Consider the following 17560-nt stretch of genomic DNA (forward strand, 5'->3'; position numbering starts at 1 on the left):
CGCACGTCCCAGGAGCACCGCACCGTGACCGCCGAAGCCCCGCCCGCCCCCGCACCGCCGTACGGCCGGCTGATGCCCGTGACCGTCCACTTCGACGACCTCGACGCGCTGGGTCTGCTGCACAACGCCCGCTACCCGCTGCTGGTCGAGCGGGCGTGGACGGAACTGTGGCAGGACAAGGGCGTCCGCTTCGACGGCGACTGGGCCGCGGCCGGTGACGCCTGCAACGCGGTCAAGGAGTTCCGGATCGGCTACGACGCGCCGGTCACCCGGACCGGCGGCTACGCCGTCCACCTCTGGCTGGACCGGCTGGGCACGACCGGGCTGACCTACGGCTTCCGCTTCTGCTCGGCGGACGGCACGGTCACCTACGCCCGGGGCAGCCGGGTGCTGGTGCGGCTGGACGCCGCCACGCTGCGCCCGGCGCCCTGGAGCGAGGCGTTCAGGGCCGCGGCGCGGGAACTGCTGCGTCCGGACGCGTGATCTTCGTGCGGTCGCCCGCGCGCAGCACGCCCGCGAAGCCCGCGATGCCGCACGACAGCAGCGTCACCAGGACGAACGACACCATCAGGCTGGTCGCCTGGGCCAGCAGGCCGATCGCGCTCGGGGCGATGAGCCCCGAGGTGTAGGTGATGGTGGCGACGCCGGCGATGGCCAGGCTCGGGTTGGAGCCGCTGCGTCCGGCGGCGGCGAAGCACAGCGGCACGACCACCGCGATGCCGAGCCCCATCAGCGCGAAGCCGCCCATCGCCGTCGCCGGGTGCTCCGAGAGGACGATCAGCAGACCGCCGAGGACGGCGACGACACCGCTCGCGCGGACCGTGCGCACCGCGCCGAAGCGGTCCACCACGTGGTCACCGGCGATCCGGGCGATCGCCATGGTGAGGGTGAACCCGGTCGTGCAGGCCGCCGCGAGACCGGGCGAGGCCTCCAGCTGGTCCCGCAGGTACACCGCCGACCAGTCCAGGCTCGCGCCCTCCGCGAACACCGCGCAGAACCCGATCGCGCCGATGACCACCGCGGAACGGGGCGGCAGCGCGAACCGCGGCGGCGGCTCCTCGTCCGCGGCGGGCTGCAGGTCGAGCACCCAGGCGCAGGCGACGACACCCGCCACCGTCAGGACGGCGGCGGCCAGCGCGTGGTGCAGCCGGGCGTCCGAGCCGAGGTGGGCCGCGAGCGTGCCGGCCGCCGAGCCGATGAGCGCACCGGCGCTCCACATGCCGTGCAGCCCCGACATGATCGACTTGTCGAGGCGGTTCTCCACCTCCACGCCCAGCGCGTTCATCGCCACGTCGGACATGCCCGCCGTGGCGCCGTAGACGAACAGCGCCAGGCAGAGGGTGAGCAGGTTCGGGGCGATCGACGGCAGGACGAGCGCCAGCGTCCACAGCGCGATCAGCCCGCGCAGCGCGGTGCGGGCGCCGAAGCGGTGGCTGACGCTGCCGGCCAGCGGCATGGCGACCGAGGCGCCGAGCGCGGGGAAGGCCAGCGCGAGCCCCAGCTGCCCGGCGCTCACCCCGGCGTGGTCCTGGATCCACGGGACCCGGGTGGCGAACGAACCGGTGACGGCGCCGTGCACCGCGAACACGGCGGCCACGGCGTACCGCGCCCGCTTCACCTCATGTGGTGCGTACACCGCTGCACTCATCGCCCCGCCCCTCCCGGTGGTCCGTTCCCGTACGCGCCGCCGTAAACTATCAGGAACCCTGCCTGAAAGATAAGGGGCCCGGGTCCACGGCCCCGGCCCGCGCCCGCCGGTCCTCCCGTCCGACCGGTCCCGCCGATCTGGAAGGATCCCGGCATGGCCGCATCCCCGAGCACCGCCCGAGCCCTCAACGACCGGCTCGCCCTGCGCCTGCTCCAGCGCGAAGGCCCGCTGACGGCAGCGCAGTTGAAGCAGCTGACCGGCCTGTCCCGGCCCACCGTCGCCGACCTGGTGGAACGCCTCGCCGCGGCCGGTGCGATCGGGGTGGTCGGGGAGGCGGGGGAGCAGCGGCGCGGGCCCAACGCCAAGCTGTACGGGATCGTCGCGGACCGCGCGCACCTGGCCGCGCTGGACGTGCGCACCGAGGGCGTCACCGTCGTGGTGTCGGACCTGGTCGGGGAGGTGCTGGCCGAGGCGGCCGCGCCGATCACCCAGGACGCGGGGACGGGACCGGCGGTGGAACAGGCGGTGGCTCTCGTCGAGCGGACGGTGAAGGAGGCGGGCGCCGACCGGCCGCACACCGTGGGCATCGGCGCACCCGGCCTGATCGACCCCGCCAGCGGCGAACTGCGCGACTCCACCGGACTGCCCGAGTGGCACCGCCGCCTGGTCGCCGCGCTCCAGGAACGGCTCCCCGAGGCCCGGGTCAGCGTGGAGAACGAGACCAACCTCGCCGCGCTGGCCGAGCAGCGCGACGGGGCCGCCCGCGACCGGGACACCTTCGTCCTGCTGTGGCTGGGGCACGGCACCGGCGCGGCCGTGATCCTCGACGGCGTCCTGCGCCGGGGCGCCTCGGGCGGCACCGGGGAGATCGGCTTCCTCCCGGTGCCGGGGACGGACGGGCTGCCGTCGGCCACCGACTGCGGGGGCGGCTTCCACTCCCTGGTGGGGTCGGCGGCGGTCGTGGCGCTCGCCGAGGAGTACGGCGTCGCCGCGCCGGGCGGAAGCGCACCGGAGGCGGCCGGCGCGGTACGGGCGGCGGTCGCGGCGGACGGACCCGGCAGCGCGGGGGCGCGGTTCCTCGACACCCTGGCGGACCGGATCGCGGTGGGCGTCGCCTCGGTGGTCGCGCTGCTGGACCCCGGCTGCGTGGTGCTGGGCGGCGAGGTCGGCCGGGCCGGCGGGGCAGCGCTCGCCGCCCGGGTCCAGGACCGCCTCGCCGCCATCTCCCCGCTGCCCGCCGAGGTCCGACCCAGCGCCCTGGGCGGTACGGCGGTCCTGCGCGGCGCGCTGCTCACCGCCCGCGACCGCGCCCAGGAGGACCTGTTCGGAACCCCGGGATAGCCGCGCTGCCCGGAAGCGGTTCCCGCGCCGCTCCGCCGGGACTCAGCGGCGCGGGAACCGCTGGGCCAGGAACTCGTCGAACGTGGTGACGCCGACCGCCCGCTCCGGAGCGAGATGACCGCCGTCGCGGAAGGCGCGGTACGCCGCGCCGCGCAGCGGGACCTTCACCACCGCGCGCCGGCGGCCCGTCGCCTTCAGATAGGCGCGGGCCAGCGAGTCGAACGTGCGGACCTCCGGCCCGCCCAGGTCGTCCACCCGGCCCGCCGGTCCGCCCCGGGCCAGGTCGGCCAGGCGCCGCGCGACCTCCGTGACCTCGACCGGCTGGTCCTTCACCCGGGCCGGCAGCGGCAGCACCGGCAGCCTGGCCAGGCCGTCGAAGAACGTGAGCAGCAGATCGTGGAACTGGGTGGCGCGCAGCACCGTCCAGCCGATCCCGGAGTCCTCGGCCATCCGCTCCACGGCCAGCTTGGACCGGTAGTAGCCGAACGGCACCCGGTCGACACCGACGATCGAGATGTACACCAGGTGGCTCACCCCGGCCCGCCGCGCCGCCGCGATCAGGTTCCGCGCGGCCTTCTCGTCGCCGCCGCGCGGTGACGTGGCGCAGTGCACGACCGTGTCCGCGCCCGTGACGGACGCGTCCAGCGGGCTGCCGCCCTGGCGCAGGTCGACGGCGTAGGGCACCGAGTGCCGGCTGAGCACCCGCACCTCGTGCCCGTCCGTCCGCAGCCGCTCGGCGACGTGCCGGCCGAGGGTTCCGGTCCCGCCGGTCACCAGGATCGTGGTCATCCGTCCAGCCCTTTCCGCCACCGTGCGCCCGCGTCGGCCGGCGCCGTACGGGTCCCAGCTTTCCCGTGATCGGCGCCGCCCGCACCCGCGCGAGCGGGGCGGGCGTGGTGAGGCCCGGCGGCGGGCAAGGGCCGTCGTCACCGCCGCCGGGCCGGTTCCGTGAGGTGGGTCAGCAGGCTCCCTGGTCCCGCCAGACCCCCCATTCGCCGGTGGTGCCGGGCTCCTCGCCCTGCGTCCACCACTGCGCCTTCCAGACGTGCCCGTCGTGCGAGACCACGCTGCCGCCGCCGTACGCCGTCGCCGCGGTCCAGGCCGGTTCCGCGCAGTCGCCCGGCTCACCGGGCGGTGTGGTCGGCGGGTCCGTCGGGGTGGTGCCGGTGCCCGGTTCGACGACGGTCGTCCCGCGCGCCAGGTCACCGGCCAGCGCGTAGGCGGTGCCGCCGATGGTCACCGTCCAGTTGGAGGGCGTGGACACCGGCAGGTAGTAGTTGAACGACAGGTCCACGCTCGCGCCCGGGGCCAGCGACTGCCAGGCCGGCAGCTTCAGCGACACCCGGTGGAAGTCGCCCTTCAGACCGCCCACGTTGCTGCCGCTGTGATCGCTCCTGATCACCTTGGTGCCGAACCCGGACTGGTCGGAGGCGTTCCCGGGAGCGGCGGTCGCGTAGTCGAACTGGAACTCCGTGCCGCCCGGCAGCGCGGTCCTCGTCCGGTTGGTGATGCGCAGCTTCGGCGTGATCGGGTAGTTGGAGTCGCCCAGCTTGAACTCCGTGAACTCCACGTCCACGTCCACGGCCTTCGCGGGCAGCTCCGCGTTCGACTTCTTCGCGCCGTACGGAGCGGCCGACCTGAACTTGTCGTACATCAGCGAGGTGAGGGTGTCGCCCGTCTCGTACTGGCCCTCGGCGGCGTTCCAGTCGTAGTCGCCGGCCAGTTCCCACACCATCGTGCCGCCGATGCCGCGTTCCACGACGTAGTCGGCCTTGGCCGCGACCGACTGCTCGTCCTCGGTGGACAGGAAGACCTTCTTCTCGGCGTTCCACAGCCAGGGCGCGACCAGCGTCGGGTCGTACTTGCGGGTGTACGTGCCGGTCAGCCGGGTGTCCGCCGGGAAGCCGTACTCGGTGACGTAGTCGCCGACGATGCCCTTCTCGAGGTTCTTGGCGTGCCACATCGGGTTGGAGCCCGCCGGAGACTCCTTGCCGTCGGTGTCGAGGTCGTGCCAGAGGTTGTCGATGCCGACGGCGCCGTCACCGCACTTGGCCAGACCGGAACCGGCCGGGCAGGTCGAGGCGGCCGCCCTGCCCCACAGGCCGTCGGTCCCTCCCTGGACGTTCTTGAACCCCCGTGTGTAGTACGGCAGTCCGATGTTGATCCGGCCGGCCGGCATGGAGCCGCGGAAGTAGTGGTAGGCCCAGTCGGTGTTGAGGTAGCCGATGCCGCCGTACTGGGCGCTGCCGTAGACGTTCGCGGCGGCCAGCTCCGCGTCCCGGCCGTCGTCGAACAGGGAGGCGTTCGGGCCGACGTACTCGTTCCAGGCGCCGTGCAGGTCGTACGACATGATGTTGACGTAGTCCAGGTACTTCTGGACCTGGAAGGTCTCCATGCCGCGCAGCAGGTAGCCGGACGAGGGCGCCGCGACCGTCAGCAGGTAGTGCCGGCCGTCCGCCGCGCCCGCCCGGTCCAGCTTCTCGCGCAGCGTCCTCATCAGCGCCGCGTACCCCTTGACCAGCCCGGCCCGGCGGCCGTTGGCGAAGGACCAGTCGAGCGGGTTGCCCGCGTCCTTCATCGTCGTCGGGTACTCGTAGTCGATGTCGACGCCGTTGAAGCCGTACGTCCTGATGAAGTCGACCGCGGAGTCGGCGAAGGTGTCGATGCCCGCCTGGTTGACCGAGCCGTCGGCGTTGGCGGCCATCGAGTAGAAGCCGCCGGAGTCCACGCGCTCGCCGGCCTCGTCGATGTAGCCGCCGGTCTCCGCCCAGCCGCCCACCGAGACCAGCGTCTTGACGTCCGGGTGCTGCTTCTTGAACTTGTTCAGCAGGTTGAAGTGGCCCCGGTAGGGCAGTTGCGGGTCCATCTCGGCACCGGCCACGCCCGGCCAGGTCATCCCCGTCGCGGCGTTGTCGGCGCCGTCGGGGCCGACGGAGAGCTTGTTGCCCTTGTCGATATGCGCGAACGCGTAGTTGATGTGGGTGACCTTGTCCCACGGGATGTCGGAGGCGAGGTAGGCGGGCTTGCCGTCCTTGCCGGTGCGCCAGCCGGTGAAGTAGCCGATCACCCGCCGCTGGTGGTCGGAGCCCATCTTCTCCCGCCCGGCCGAGTCGTAGACCGTGCAGTACGGGACGTCGGCGCCCGGGGTCCGGTACAGGCCGTCGGGGCGGCAGGACTCCTGGTCGGCGGCGTGGGAGACGGTGGCGGGCAGGGCCGCGAGCAGCAGGCCCGCGACGGCGGCGGCGGAAGCGAGCAGCGCGGGTCTCGCCCCGGTGCGTGTGGGGGACGGCACAGTGGGTTCCTCTCCACGGAAGTTGCGCAGACCCTAAGAGGACTAGACCACAGCGTCAATAGGTATGGACCAATTACGGGGTGTCAAGGGGGGCCCGCGCAGGGCGAGTTGCCCCCGGTGCGACGCTCGGCAGCCCCCGGGTCACCGCCTGTGAGCCACTCCACACACCCCACCCGCATGGAGCACGGCCGGCCGTGGCAGACTGGCCCTGTACCAGTAGCAGCGCACTCCGGGGTCGGTGAAAGTCCGAACCGGCGGTTACAGTCCGCGACCCGGTCGCCTCCAGCGACCGGTTGACCAGGTGAAATTCCTGGACCGACGGTTAAAGTCCGGATGGGAGGCAGTGCGCGGCGGGCGGGCATCCATGCGCGCCGCCGTACCGGTTCGCCGACGAGGCGAGCCCTGTCCGGCGTCGCCCCGGTGTCCTCGCCCGTACTTACTGTCGTCATCGACAGCCCCGGAGTCCGTGCCCGAAGAGGCAGGAGGACCCGGGAAGTGTTCACCGGAATCGTCGAAGAGCTGGGCGAGATCACCGCCGTCGAAACCCTCGGCGACGCCTGTCGCTTCCGGCTGCGCGGCCCCGTCGTCACCCAGGGCGCCCGGCACGGTGACTCCATCGCCGTCAACGGTGTCTGTCTCACGGTCGTGGAGCACGAGGGCGACGAGTTCACCGCCGACGTGATGGCCGAGACCCTGAACCGCTCCAGCCTCGGGGCCCTCACCGTCGGATCGCGCGTCAACCTCGAACGCCCCATGGCCGTCGGCGGACGCCTCGGCGGCCACATCGTGCAGGGACACGTCGACGGCACCGGCGAGATCATCGGGCGCGAGCCGTCCGAGCACTGGGAGATCGTGAAGATCTCCCTCCCCGCCGACCTCTCCCGCTACGTCGTGGAGAAGGGCTCCATCACCGTCGACGGCATCAGCCTCACCGTCGTCGACGCCGGATCCGACCACTTCACCGTCAGTCTGATCCCCACCACGCTCGCCCTGACCACGCTCGGCACCAAGCAGCCCGGCGACCCGGTCAACCTCGAGGTGGACGTCATCGCCAAGTACGTCGAGCGGATGCTCGGCGACCGCGCCGCCGGAACGGGGGCGGCCCGGTGAACTGGCTCAACTCCGAGGCGTTCACCCTGTTCGACCAGCACATCAAGTGGTCGGACATGATCGGCAACGTGGTCGGGCTGATCGCCCTCGCCCTCGGCTGGCGCCGCTCCATCTGGACCTGGCCCGCCCAGTTCGTCTCCGGCCTGATCCTCTTCGCGGCCTTCGCCACCGCCCACCTCTCCGGCAGCGCCGGCAAGCAGATCGTCGTCATGCTCGTCGCCGCCTGGGGCTTCTGGCAGTGGAACCGCGGCCGGCGGCAGGCGCAGGACGGCTCCATCGCCGTACGGTTCGCCACCCACCGCGAACGGATCCTCCTGGTGGTCGCCGCGATCGCGGGCACCCTGGCCGTCGGCGGACTGTTCACCCTGTACCCGTCCCTGTCCTGGGACCCCTGGCCGGACGCCTACATCTTCGTCGGCACGATCGTCGCCATGTACGCCCAGGCCCGCGGCATGGTCGAGTTCTGGTTCGCCTGGCTCCTGGTCGACCTCGTCGGCGTCCCGCTGAACTTCGCCAACGGCTTCGCCTTCTCCGGCTTCGTCTACGTCATCTACGGCGCGCTGGTCCTGTGGGGACTGCGCGACTGGTGGCTGCGCTCCCGCGACGCGCGGCCCGCCCTGGAAGGAGCGCCGGCATGAGCGCCCACCCGTCTCCCGCCACCACCCCGGAGCAGAGGGCCTGGGGCGACCCCCGTCGCGCCACGCCCCTCGTCCCGCCCACCCCGTACGGCACCGACGACCTCGAGGACCTCGTGCTCGACCCCGTCCAGCAGGCCGTCGCCGACATGGCGGCCGGCCGGCCCGTCGTGGTCGTCGACGACGAGAACCGCGAGAACGAGGGCGACCTCGTCATCGCCGCCGAGAAGGCGACCGAGGAGATCATCGCCTTCATGATGAGCGAGTGCCGCGGCCTGATCTGCGCCCCCATGGAGGGCGGGGAACTGGACCGGCTGCGGCTCCCGCAGATGGTCGACGACAACACCGAGTCGATGAGGACCGCGTTCACCGTCTCCGTCGACGCCGCTGCCGCCCACGGCGTGAGCACCGGCATCTCCGCCGCCGACCGCGCCACCACGCTCCAGCTGCTGGCGTCCGGCACCGCCGGGCCCGACGACTTCGTCCGCCCCGGCCACATCTTCCCGCTGCGCGCCCGCCCGGGCGGCGTGCTCGAGCGCAACGGCCACACCGAGGCCGCCGTCGACCTCGCCCGCCTCGCGGGCCTGCGCCCGGCCGGCTGCATCGTGGAGATCGCCGGCGAGGACGGCCGCATGCTGCGCCTGCCCGAGCTGATCCCCTTCGCCCGCAAGCACGGCCTGACGATCATCTCCATCGAGGACCTGATCGCCTACCGCCGCTCCGCCGAACCCACCGTCCGCCGCGAGGCCGAGGTCCACCTGCCCACCTCCCACGGCACCTTCACCGCGTACGGCTACCGCTCCACCGTCGACGGCGTCGAGCACGTCGCCCTCGTCCACGGCGAGATCGGCGACGGCGAGGACGTGCTGGTCCGCGTCCACTCCGAATGCCTCACCGGCGACGTCTTCGGCTCCCGGCGCTGCGACTGCGGCCCCCAGCTGGACGCCTCCCTGGACCGCATACGGGCCGAGGGCCGCGGCGTGGTGGTCTACCTGCGCGGACACGAGGGCCGCGGCATCGGCCTGATGTCCAAGCTGCGCGCCTACGAACTCCAGGAGCGCGGCCGCGACACCCTCGACGCCAACCTCGAACTCGGCCTGCCCGCCGACGCCCGCGACTACGGCGCCGGCGCGCAGATCCTCGCCGACCTCGGCGTTCGCGGCGTCCGCCTGATGACCAACAACCCCGACAAGTCCGACGCGCTCGCCCGGCACGGCATCGAGGTCACCGGCCGCGAGCCGATGCCCGTCACCGCGAGCGAGCACAACCTCCGCTACCTGCGCACCAAGCGGGACCGGATGGGCCACGACCTGCCCTGGCTGGACACGCCGACCGTGCCCGCCTGCGGCAACCAGTAACGAGAACCACCAAGGAGAGACGTGAGCGGCAAGGGTGCACCGGAACTGTCCGTGAGCGACGTCGGGGACCTCAGGGTCGCCGTCATCGCGGCACAGTGGCACGAGAAGGTGATGGACGGACTGGTCGACGGCGCCCTGCGCGCCCTGCACGACCTCGGCATCGACGAGCCGACCCTGCTCAGGGTCCCCGGCAGCTGGGAGCTCCCGGTCGTCGCCAAGGTCCTGGCCGGCCGCGGCTACGACGCGGTCGTCGCCCTCGGCGTCGTCATCCGGGGCGGCACGCCCCACTTCGACTACGTGTGCCAGGGCGTCACCCAGGGCCTCACCCAGGTGTCGGTCGACACCGGTGTGCCCATCGGCTTCGGCCTCCTCACCTGCGACACCGAGGAGCAGGCCCTGGACCGTGCCGGACTGCCCGGCTCGAACGAGGACAAGGGCCACGAGGCGGTCACCGCCGCCGTGGCGACCGCGGCGTGCCTGCGTTCGGTATCCGAACCCTGGCGGTGAGCAGTCCCCGTCACCGCGTAGGGTAAGGACCACCATGTCCAAGAAGACGTTCGAGGAGCTGTTCACCGAGCTCCAGCAGAAGGCCGCCCACGGCGATCCCGCCACCTCCCGCACCGCCGAACTGGTGGACAAGGGCGTCCATGCCATCGGCAAGAAGGTCGTCGAAGAGGCCGCCGAGGTCTGGATGGCCGCCGAGTACGAGGGCAAGGAGGCGGCCGCCGAGGAGATCTCGCAGCTGCTGTACCACGTCCAGGTGATGATGGTCGCCCGCGGCATCTCCCTCGACGACGTCTACGCCCACCTGTAACGACCGACGTTCGCACCACACCCCTCCAGACGAAGGAAGCCGACCTCATGCTGCGCATCGCCGTCCCCAACAAGGGTTCACTGTCCGGCCCTGCGGCGGAGATGCTGCATGAGGCCGGCTACCAGCAGCGCCGCGAATCCAAGGAACTGCGGATCGTCGACCCGACGAACGAGGTCGAGTTCTTCTACCTCCGCCCCCGCGACATCGCGATCTACGTCTCCTCCGGCCGCCTCGACATCGGCATCACCGGCCGCGATCTGCTGGTCGACTCCGGTGCCCGGGCCGAGGAGATCCTGCCGCTCGGCTTCGCCCGCTCCACCTTCCGCTACGCCACCCGGCCCGGCACGGCCGGCGGCGTCGCCGACCTCGGCGGCATGACGATCGCCACCTCCTACGAGGGCATCGTCGCCAAGCACCTGGCCGACCACGGCATCGACGCCTCCGTCGTCCACCTCGACGGAGCCGTCGAGACCGCGATCGAACTGGGCGTCGCCGAGGTCATCGCCGACGTCGTCGAGACGGGCACCTCCCTGCGCAACGCGGGCCTGGAGGTCATCGGCGAGCCGATCATGAAGTCCGAGGCGGTCGTCGTCCGCCGCACCGGGGGCGCCGACGAGGCCGACGAGACCGTCGAGCCCAAGGTGCAGCAGTTCCTGCGCCGCCTCCAGGGCGTCCTGGTCGCCCGGACCTACGTGATGATGGACTACGACTGCCGGGTCGAGCAGCTGGAGAAGGCCGTCGCGCTCACCCCCGGTCTGGAGTCCCCGACCGTGTCCCCGCTGCACAACGAGGGCTGGGTCGCCGTCCGCGCGATGGTCCCCTCCAAGGAGGCCCAGCGGATCATGGACGACCTCTACGACATCGGCGCCCGCGCCATCCTCACCACGGCCATCCACGCCTGCCGCCTCTGACCGGGCCCCGGACCACCACCATGTCGGACGTCACCCCGGACCAGCTGCCCGCACTGCCCGTCACCTTCCGTCCGGGCCGCACCCGCACCGTGCTGCTCGCGGCGGGCACCGCGCTGTTCCTGGTCATCACCCTGATCGCGCTCCTGCTGGAGCACCTTAGCCCGGGGGAGCGGATCAGCTTCGTGTTCACCGCCGCGCTGCTGGCCGGTGTGCTGTTCCTGCTGGCCCGGCCGAAGGTCGTCGCCGACGAGGCGGGCGTCACCGTCGTCAACATCGTGAGCCGGCGCCGCCTGGAGTGGGCGGAGATCCTCCAGGTGCACCTGCGTCCCGGTGACCCCTGGGTCTTCCTCGACCTCAGCGACGGCACCAGCATGCCCGCGCTGGGCATCCAGCCGGGCATCGCCAAGCGGCAGGCCATCGCCGACGCGCGCACCCTGCGGGCGCTCGCGGAGGAGCGCTCCACGGCCGGTCCCGGGGCAGCCCGGGGCTGACGCCCGGCGGGTCCACGGGGGTCTGCCCGGACAGGCGTCGGGGACGCTTCGGGAGCGCTTCGGGAACGTCCACCTGCCGCAGTGGCCCGTGTCTTGATTAATCTGGTGGGCGGAGGCGCGCCGACAGCGCCTCCGCCCCTGTCGCCCCGCCCGGAGCGCAGGGGCTCCTGCTACCCGAGGAGTGACCCCCTCCGGCGATGGACGGATCGTCCTGCAGTACCTGCGCCGCCCCCTGCCGACATAGCGCGGACCCGTGCCACACGGTCCACGCGCGTGCGAAGGCGGCGGCATCATGACCACCCCCTTGCTGCTGCTCGCAGCCGCGTTCCTGCTGATCCTCGCCAACGGCTTCTTCGTGGCGGCCGAGTTCGGCCTGGTCACCGTGGAGCGGCCGGACGCCGAACAGGCCGCCGCCGACGGCGACCGCCGGGCCCGGCGGGTCGTCGAGTCGCTGAAGGAACTCTCCTTCCAGCTCTCCGGCACCCAGCTCGGCATCACCATCACCTCCCTCGTCGTCGGCATGCTGGCCGAGCCCGCGCTCGCCGCACTGCTGCACGGCCCGTTCACCGGCATCGGCATCCCCGAGGGCGCCGTCCCCGGGGTCGCCGTCGTCGTGGGCATGCTGCTGGCGTCCGCCGTGCAGATGGTGATCGGCGAACTCGTCCCCAAGAACTGGGCGGTGTCCCGGCCCTTGCAGGTCGCGCGCTTCGTCGCGGGCCCGCAGCACGCGTTCGCCCGGCTGTTCCGGCCGGTCATCGCCGGGCTGAACGCCGTGGCCAACCGTCTGGTGCGCGCCCTGGGCTTCGAGCCCGCCGAGGAGCTGGCCTCCGCCCGCACCCCCGGCGAACTCGTCTCCCTGGCCCGGCACTCCGCCCGGGCCGGCGCCCTGGAACAGGACACGGCGGACCTCTTCGTGCGCACCCTGTCCCTGGGCGAACTGACCGCGCAGCACGTCATGACCCCGCGTGTGAAGGTCAGCGCCCTGCAGTCCTCGGCCACCGCCGAGGACGTCGTCAACCTGACCCGGGCCACCGGTCTGTCCCGCTTCCCCGTCTACCGGGAGCGGATCGACGAGATCGTCGGCATGGTGCACCTCAAGGACGCCCTCGCGGTGCCCGTGCACGACCGGCTGCGCACCCCCGTGGGCCGCATCGCCCGCCCGGCGCTGCTGATCCCCGAGACCCTGCCCGTACGGCCGCTGCTGAAGCGGCTGCGCAGCGAACAGCCCATCGCGGTCGTCGTCGACGAGTACGGCGGCACGGCCGGAGTCGTCACGCTGGAGGACATCGTCGAGGAGATCGTCGGTGAGGTGCGCGACGAGCACGACGGACAGGACGTCCCCGAGCTCGCCGCCGCCCCGCCCGAGGACGGCAACCCGGCGTGGGACGTCGACGGCGGCGTCCGCGTGGACATCCTGCGCCGCATCGGCCTGGAGGTCCCCGAGGGCCCGTACGAGACGGTGGCCGGTCTGGTCGCCGATCTGCTCGGCCGGATCCCGGCCGTCGGCGACCGTGCGGAGCTGCCCGGCTGGCGGCTGTCGGTGCGCCGCGTCGGCCACTACCGGGCCGAACGGGTCCGTCTGGTCAGGACGGCACCGCTGCCCCTGGTGGAGGCGGCCGGATGAGCCTGCTGCAACTCCTGTTCGCCGCGCTGCTCGTGCTCGCCAACGGGTTCTTCGTCGGCGCCGAGTTCGCGCTCGTGTCGGTCCGCCGCAGCCAGATCGAACCGCTCGGCACCGCCCGCGCCCGCCAGGTCCTGTACGGCCTGGAGCACCTGCCGCAGATGATGGCGGCGGCCCAGTTCGGCATCACCGTCTGCTCGCTGACGCTCGGCGCGGTCGCCGAACCGACGGTCGCCCGTCTGCTGGAGCCGGTGTTCGCGTGGATGCACCTGCCGCACGGCATGATCCACCCGCTCGGCTATGTCATCGCGCTCGCCGTCGTGGTCTTCTTCCACCTCGTCATCGGCGAGATGGTCCCGAAGAACCTGGCGATGGCGGCGCCCGGGACGGCCGCGCTGTGGCTGAGCCCCGGCCTGGTCTGGTTCGCCCGGTTGTGCAAGCCGGTCACGTTCGCGCTCGGCGCCTGTGCCCAGGCCGTCCTGCGGCTCTTCCGGGTCGAGCCGAAGGACGAGATCGAGGCCGTGTTCACCAGCGAGCAGCTCAACCGCCTGGTGGAGGACGCCGGTCAGGCGGGTCTCCTCGACCCCGAGGAGGCCGAGCGCCTCGAGGACGCCCTGGAACTGGGCTCCCGCCCGGTGACGGACGTCCTGCTGGACAGCGCGTCGCTGGTGACGGTCACGCCCTCCGTCACCCCGGGGGAGATCGTGGAGCTCACCGCCCGCACCGGGTACTCCCGCTTCCCGGTCGCCGCGGACGGCGGTGCCTTCATGGGCTACCTGCACGTGAAGGACGTACTGGAGCTGGAGGACTCCGGCCGTGCCGTCCCGCAGCGGCTGTGGCGGCCCATGACGACCCTCCGGCCCGAACTGCCGCTGGACGACGCCCTCACGGTGATGCGCCGCGCGGCGACCCACCTCGCCCAGGTGGCCGACGCGTCCGGCAGGGTCCTGGGCCTGGTCGCCCTGGAGGACGTGCTGGAGCTCCTGGTCGGTGAGGTGCGTGACCCGGCCCACCGGGAGGTGACGGTCACGGCCCCGAGGGCGAGCGGGGCACCGGAGGAGGCGATGGCCTGACGGGGAGGGGCGGCGGCATTCGCCGCCGTCCCGGCGGACAGTCCCGGGGGCGCCGGCCGCGACGTCGGCGCCCCTGCCGTCGTCGGCGCCTCCGACGGTCGGCTCCCTCGCCGGCGTCTCACGGCCCCGGCGACGGATCCTGCGGCCCCCGGCCCGACAGCACCTCTCCGTACGCCTGCATGAGGTCCGGCAACCGCAGCGTCGCCAGGTCGTCCCGCGTCAGCGTCCCGGGATACCCCGACAGCCGCAGGTCCCGGTACGCGCAGCTCTTCTCGTACAGCGTCCGCAGGAACCGCCCGTTGCCCAGCTCGTCGATCCAGCCCTGGTCGACCACGTGCCCGGCGATGGAGCGCAGCTCGTCCAGCGCCTCCTCGTCCCACGCGTCCCCGTTCTCGGCGGCCAGCACCTCGCCGATCGCGGTCAGCTCCAGCGGCCGGTACGAGGGGAAGTCCACGCGGGTGGTGAAGCGGGAGGACAGCCCGGGGTTGGCGGCCAGCAGCCGGTCCATGCCCTCCGGATAGCCGGCCAGGATCACCACCAGGTGGTCGCGGTTGTCCTCGGCCCGCTTCAGCAGCACTTGGAGCGCCTCGTCGCCGTACGCGTCGCCCTTGCCGTAGCCGGAGTTGGAGAGCGAGTAGGCCTCGTCGACGAACAGGACCCCGCCGAGCGCGGAGTCGATCAGCTCGTTGGCCTTCACCGCGGTCTGCCCGAGGTACTCGCCGACCAGGTCCGCCCGCTGGGCCTCCACCAGGTGGTCGCCGCCGAGCAGTCCCAGGGCGTAGAAGACGCGGCCCAGGATGCGGGCCACCGTGGTCTTGCCGGTGCCCGAGGGGCCGGAGAAGACGAAGTGGCGTTTCGGCGGATGCACCGGCAGTCCCTGACCGGACCTCAGCCGGGCCATGTTCAGCTGCGCCGACAACGCCTTGACCTGGCGTTTCACCGGCTCCAGGCCCACCATGCGCTCGAGTTCGGCGAGCGCCTCCTCCAGTAACGCGGGGTCGGTGGGGCCGGTGGGCAGGGCGGACGCCGCGGCGCCCGCGCGCTCGCGCACCGAGGGACCGGTGACCGAGGGGAGGGGGCCTTGCGGCGGCTCGGGCTCGGGCAGCCTGAGATCGCGGCCCTCGCTGCCGAAGAGGGGGTCGAGCAGGTCGGGGCCGTCCATGATGTCCTGCCCGGCACCGGTGAGTGTGATCGCGGCGAGGTCGGCGGAGTCACCGTCGTACCCCTCGTACCCGTCGCCCTCGGCGATCGCGGCGAGCCGGGCGGAGGTGTCCATGAAGGCCGGGTCGACCCGGTGCACGGCCCGGTACAGGGGGAGCGCGGCGGCGCTGCGACCGGTTCCCTCGTGGGCGCGCGCCAGCCAGTAGCGCAGCTCCTTGCGCTGGGGCTGCTCGCTGCGGCACCGCATCAGCGCGGCCGACAGCAGGGGTTCGGCCTGCCCGTACATCTCCAGACGCACCCGGGCCATGCCGCCGAACAGGCCCGCCTCGATGCCCAGCATCGGGTCGTCGACCAGCGGCTCGGTGTGCCGGACCAGCTGCTCCCAGTCCTTGACCAGATAGGCGCGGCAGGCGTGCAGGAAGCGCACTTGCGGATCGGTGTCCACCGGGGGCAGTCCGGCGAGCGCCCGGTCCAGCTCGGGGACATGGCGGCCGTCCAGCCAGTGCGAAGCGTGCGCCAGCAGCAGGTCCCGTGGGCTCTCCAGCACCGGCTGCACCCACCAGCCCAGCCAGTACCAGGAGTTGAGGGTGCGGCGGTGCCGGGCGCGCTGTTCGCCGAAGCGCTCGCGGTGCCGGAACATCCTGAGCAGCGCGGTCGTCGTGTCGACGCGCAGCGCGTGCAGCCCGAGCCAGCCGTCGGCCATCCCGGGGTCGATCCGCACCGCGGCCCGGAACTCCTCCTCCGCCTGCGGATAGGCGCCCATCGTGTAGGCGTCCACGCCTCGCAGCCAGGCGAGGTCGGCCGGGGCCTGCGGGCCCTGCGTGCCGAAGTCCATCACGTCCCCCACAAACCGTGCCCCCGTCGGTGTGCCGGCCGGCTCCCGGCCGTCGGCTCCCTTGGTCGAACCGCTGTGCCGCGGACCGGAGTTGCAAGGTGCGCGAAGCAGCGTCCGTAGGTCGCACCGAGGGCATCGTACCTGCGGCGGCGCCACGGCCGTAGGGTGCCGTGCACCTCGAAGGGCGAGGCGGGACGGGACGGAGCGGTGACCCAGGGTGATCGTCATATGCCGCTGAGCGGCCGGAAAACGTGAAGAGGGCAGAACGAAGCCCCCGATCACGGGGGAACAACCGGGGGCTTCGCGTCTGCGGGCGGCTCCCGAAGGGCCGCACATTGAGAACGTAAGACCTGTACGGGCCCCCGGTCAAGCCGAGTTGGGGTACTCCGGCAACTTGTCCGGGACCGCTCTTCACAGGATCACCACATTGCGGATGGCTCGTCACCGTGTGTGAGGGGAGGGGGTGGCTCACCCGTCCCGGCAGGCCCAGGAAGCAGCTCGTATCCCGTCCGCCGCTGAAGCACCAGAAGGTCGGCGAAGGGGCGAGAGGGGTCGCGGGCGAAGTGCTCGCGCTCCGCGCGCACCCATCCGTCCCAGAACTCCCTCTGCTCCTCCCCGTCCCGCGCCTTTCCCCGGGCCCAGGACTCCTCCCGGGGCACCTCTATCCACAGCAGCAGCGCCAGATGCGGGCGCAGCGCCCGGCGTCCCGCGCCGACCCCCTCGACGACGACCACCGGGGCGGGCGGCAGCGGACGGGGCGGGCCGAAGCGGCGGGTCCGCCAGTCGTAGGGGGAGTAGTGCGCGGTCCCGCCACGGCGGAGCGGTTCGACCACCTGGCTCAGCAGCCGCCCCGTCCAGTCGAACAGTTCGTCGTGGCAGGCGATGTCGTCGAGCCGCAGCACCGGCGCGCCGTCCAGCTCCCGCGCCAGCTCACCGGCGAACGTCGACTTCCCGGAGCCGGCGTGGCCGTCGACACCGACGAGCCGGACCGGGCCGCAGGAGGGGGCGAGCCGGCGGATACGGGCGGCGAGAGCGTGAATGGCTGATTCCCGGGGGTTGGGGGGCTGACGCAAGCACTCTAGGCCCCCCTTCCGTACGGACCGGGACAGGTCCCGCCATTGGTCGAGTCCCATGTCGACCGGCGCGGCACGGCCCCGGTGCTGGCAGGATCCGCCCGGCTGCGTTCATAGTTGGCGCACACCCGCTCCATCCGGCGGACGCACGCCGTCCGCCGGCCGTGCACTGGTCCTGTCCCGACTCCGACACCTGG

16 protein-coding genes and 1 riboswitch are annotated in these 17560 nt (G+C 72.6%); of the genes, 11 read left to right on the forward strand and 5 right to left on the reverse strand.

What is annotated here, in order from left to right; all coding sequences use genetic code 11:
* Positions 1–24 precede the first annotated feature (24 nt).
* Positions 25–483 (forward strand): acyl-CoA thioesterase, encoded by a 459-nt coding sequence (locus FHX78_RS29345; RefSeq protein ID WP_145870404.1) that lies wholly within the window; start codon positions 25–27, stop codon positions 481–483.
* On the opposite strand, the gene FHX78_RS29350 is transcribed toward FHX78_RS29345, so the two are convergent.
* Positions 443–1648 (reverse strand): MFS transporter, encoded by a 1206-nt coding sequence (locus FHX78_RS29350; protein WP_145870405.1) that lies wholly within the window; start codon positions 1646–1648, stop codon positions 443–445. The genes FHX78_RS29345 and FHX78_RS29350 overlap by 41 nt on opposite strands.
* Before the next feature lie 153 nt (positions 1649–1801).
* On the opposite strand from FHX78_RS29350, the gene FHX78_RS29355 reads away from it, so the two are divergent.
* Entirely contained in the window at positions 1802–2989 is a 1188-nt protein-coding gene (locus FHX78_RS29355) for an ROK family transcriptional regulator (RefSeq protein ID WP_145870406.1), read from the forward strand.
* A 42-nt stretch (positions 2990–3031) separates the two neighbouring features.
* Here the strand turns inward: FHX78_RS29355 and FHX78_RS29360 are convergent, their stop codons facing one another.
* On the reverse strand, positions 3032–3778 hold the full coding sequence (locus tag FHX78_RS29360) for an SDR family oxidoreductase (RefSeq protein WP_145870407.1): 747 nt from the start codon (positions 3776–3778) through the stop codon (positions 3032–3034).
* Between the two features lie 169 nt (positions 3779–3947).
* Entirely contained in the window at positions 3948–6281 is a 2334-nt protein-coding gene (locus FHX78_RS29365) for a chitinase C-terminal domain-containing protein (RefSeq protein WP_145870408.1), read from the reverse strand.
* Positions 6282–6501: 220 nt separating this feature from the next.
* Positions 6502–6632: riboswitch (FMN riboswitch) on the forward strand.
* A gap of 144 nt (positions 6633–6776) precedes the next feature.
* Between FHX78_RS29365 and FHX78_RS29370 the strand changes: the two genes are divergently transcribed.
* The 9 genes from FHX78_RS29370 (at position 6777) to FHX78_RS29410 (ending at position 14294) form a co-directional block, all read left to right on the forward strand.
* Positions 6777–7391, forward strand: coding sequence for a riboflavin synthase (locus tag FHX78_RS29370; RefSeq protein ID WP_145870409.1), 615 nt, complete (start codon positions 6777–6779; stop codon positions 7389–7391).
* Positions 7388–8029 carry a nicotinamide mononucleotide transporter family protein gene (locus tag FHX78_RS29375; protein WP_145870410.1) on the forward strand — a complete coding sequence of 214 codons (642 nt, stop codon included), beginning with the start codon at positions 7388–7390 and terminating at the stop codon, positions 8027–8029. Before FHX78_RS29370 ends, FHX78_RS29375 begins: the two co-directional genes overlap by 4 nt.
* Positions 8026–9384 (forward strand): bifunctional 3,4-dihydroxy-2-butanone-4-phosphate synthase/GTP cyclohydrolase II, encoded by a 1359-nt coding sequence (locus FHX78_RS29380; protein WP_280117374.1) that lies wholly within the window; start codon positions 8026–8028, stop codon positions 9382–9384. Before FHX78_RS29375 ends, FHX78_RS29380 begins: the two co-directional genes overlap by 4 nt.
* A 21-nt stretch (positions 9385–9405) precedes the next feature.
* Positions 9406–9891, forward strand: coding sequence for a 6,7-dimethyl-8-ribityllumazine synthase (gene ribH / locus FHX78_RS29385; protein WP_145870411.1), 486 nt, complete (start codon positions 9406–9408; stop codon positions 9889–9891).
* Positions 9892–9925: 34 nt separating this feature from the next.
* Entirely contained in the window at positions 9926–10198 is a 273-nt protein-coding gene (locus FHX78_RS29390; RefSeq protein WP_029383007.1) for a phosphoribosyl-ATP diphosphatase, read from the forward strand.
* A 47-nt stretch (positions 10199–10245) separates the two neighbouring features.
* Positions 10246–11109, forward strand: coding sequence for an ATP phosphoribosyltransferase (hisG, locus tag FHX78_RS29395; RefSeq protein ID WP_145870412.1), 864 nt, complete (start codon positions 10246–10248; stop codon positions 11107–11109).
* Between the two features lie 20 nt (positions 11110–11129).
* Complete coding sequence (locus FHX78_RS29400; RefSeq protein WP_145870413.1) at positions 11130–11600, forward strand: PH domain-containing protein; 471 nt, start codon at positions 11130–11132, stop codon at positions 11598–11600.
* A gap of 292 nt (positions 11601–11892) precedes the next feature.
* Positions 11893–13224: a hemolysin family protein gene (locus FHX78_RS29405; protein ID WP_145870414.1), complete on the forward strand. Its 1332-nt coding sequence runs from the start codon at positions 11893–11895 to the stop codon at positions 13222–13224.
* Positions 13221–14294, forward strand: coding sequence for a hemolysin family protein (locus FHX78_RS29410; RefSeq protein WP_145870415.1), 1074 nt, complete (start codon positions 13221–13223; stop codon positions 14292–14294). The genes FHX78_RS29405 and FHX78_RS29410 overlap by 4 nt, the downstream gene beginning before the upstream one ends.
* Positions 14295–14412: 118 nt before the next feature.
* Here the strand turns inward: FHX78_RS29410 and FHX78_RS29415 are convergent, their stop codons facing one another.
* Positions 14413–16290 (reverse strand): AAA family ATPase, encoded by a 1878-nt coding sequence (locus tag FHX78_RS29415; RefSeq protein ID WP_145870416.1) that lies wholly within the window; start codon positions 16288–16290, stop codon positions 14413–14415.
* A gap of 419 nt (positions 16291–16709) precedes the next feature.
* Positions 16710–17363 carry a uridine kinase family protein gene (locus FHX78_RS29420; RefSeq protein ID WP_145870417.1) on the reverse strand — a complete coding sequence of 218 codons (654 nt, stop codon included), beginning with the start codon at positions 17361–17363 and terminating at the stop codon, positions 16710–16712.
* Positions 17364–17560: the final 197 nt, after the last annotated feature.

The organism is Streptomyces capillispiralis, from assembly GCF_007829875.1.
Taxonomy (GTDB): Bacteria; Actinomycetota; Actinomycetes; order Streptomycetales; family Streptomycetaceae; genus Streptomyces; species Streptomyces capillispiralis.

Bases quoted from the DNA above. Each gene is read 5' to 3' on its own strand.
- FHX78_RS29350 (WP_145870405.1), bottom strand. From the start codon at position 1,648: ATGAGTGCAGCGGTGTACGCACCACATGAGGTGAAGCGGGCGCGGTAC.
- FHX78_RS29355 (WP_145870406.1), top strand. From the start codon at position 1,802: ATGGCCGCATCCCCGAGCACCGCCCGAGCCCTCAACGACCGGCTCGCC.
- FHX78_RS29360 (WP_145870407.1), bottom strand. From the start codon at position 3,778: ATGACCACGATCCTGGTGACCGGCGGGACCGGAACCCTCGGCCGGCAC.
- FHX78_RS29380 (WP_280117374.1), top strand. From the start codon at position 8,026: ATGAGCGCCCACCCGTCTCCCGCCACCACCCCGGAGCAGAGGGCCTGG.
- FHX78_RS29390 (WP_029383007.1), top strand. From the start codon at position 9,926: ATGTCCAAGAAGACGTTCGAGGAGCTGTTCACCGAGCTCCAGCAGAAG.
- hisG (WP_145870412.1), top strand. From the start codon at position 10,246: ATGCTGCGCATCGCCGTCCCCAACAAGGGTTCACTGTCCGGCCCTGCG.
- FHX78_RS29400 (WP_145870413.1), top strand. From the start codon at position 11,130: ATGTCGGACGTCACCCCGGACCAGCTGCCCGCACTGCCCGTCACCTTC.
- FHX78_RS29405 (WP_145870414.1), top strand. From the start codon at position 11,893: ATGACCACCCCCTTGCTGCTGCTCGCAGCCGCGTTCCTGCTGATCCTC.
- FHX78_RS29410 (WP_145870415.1), top strand. From the start codon at position 13,221: ATGAGCCTGCTGCAACTCCTGTTCGCCGCGCTGCTCGTGCTCGCCAAC.
- FHX78_RS29415 (WP_145870416.1), bottom strand. From the start codon at position 16,290: ATGGACTTCGGCACGCAGGGCCCGCAGGCCCCGGCCGACCTCGCCTGG.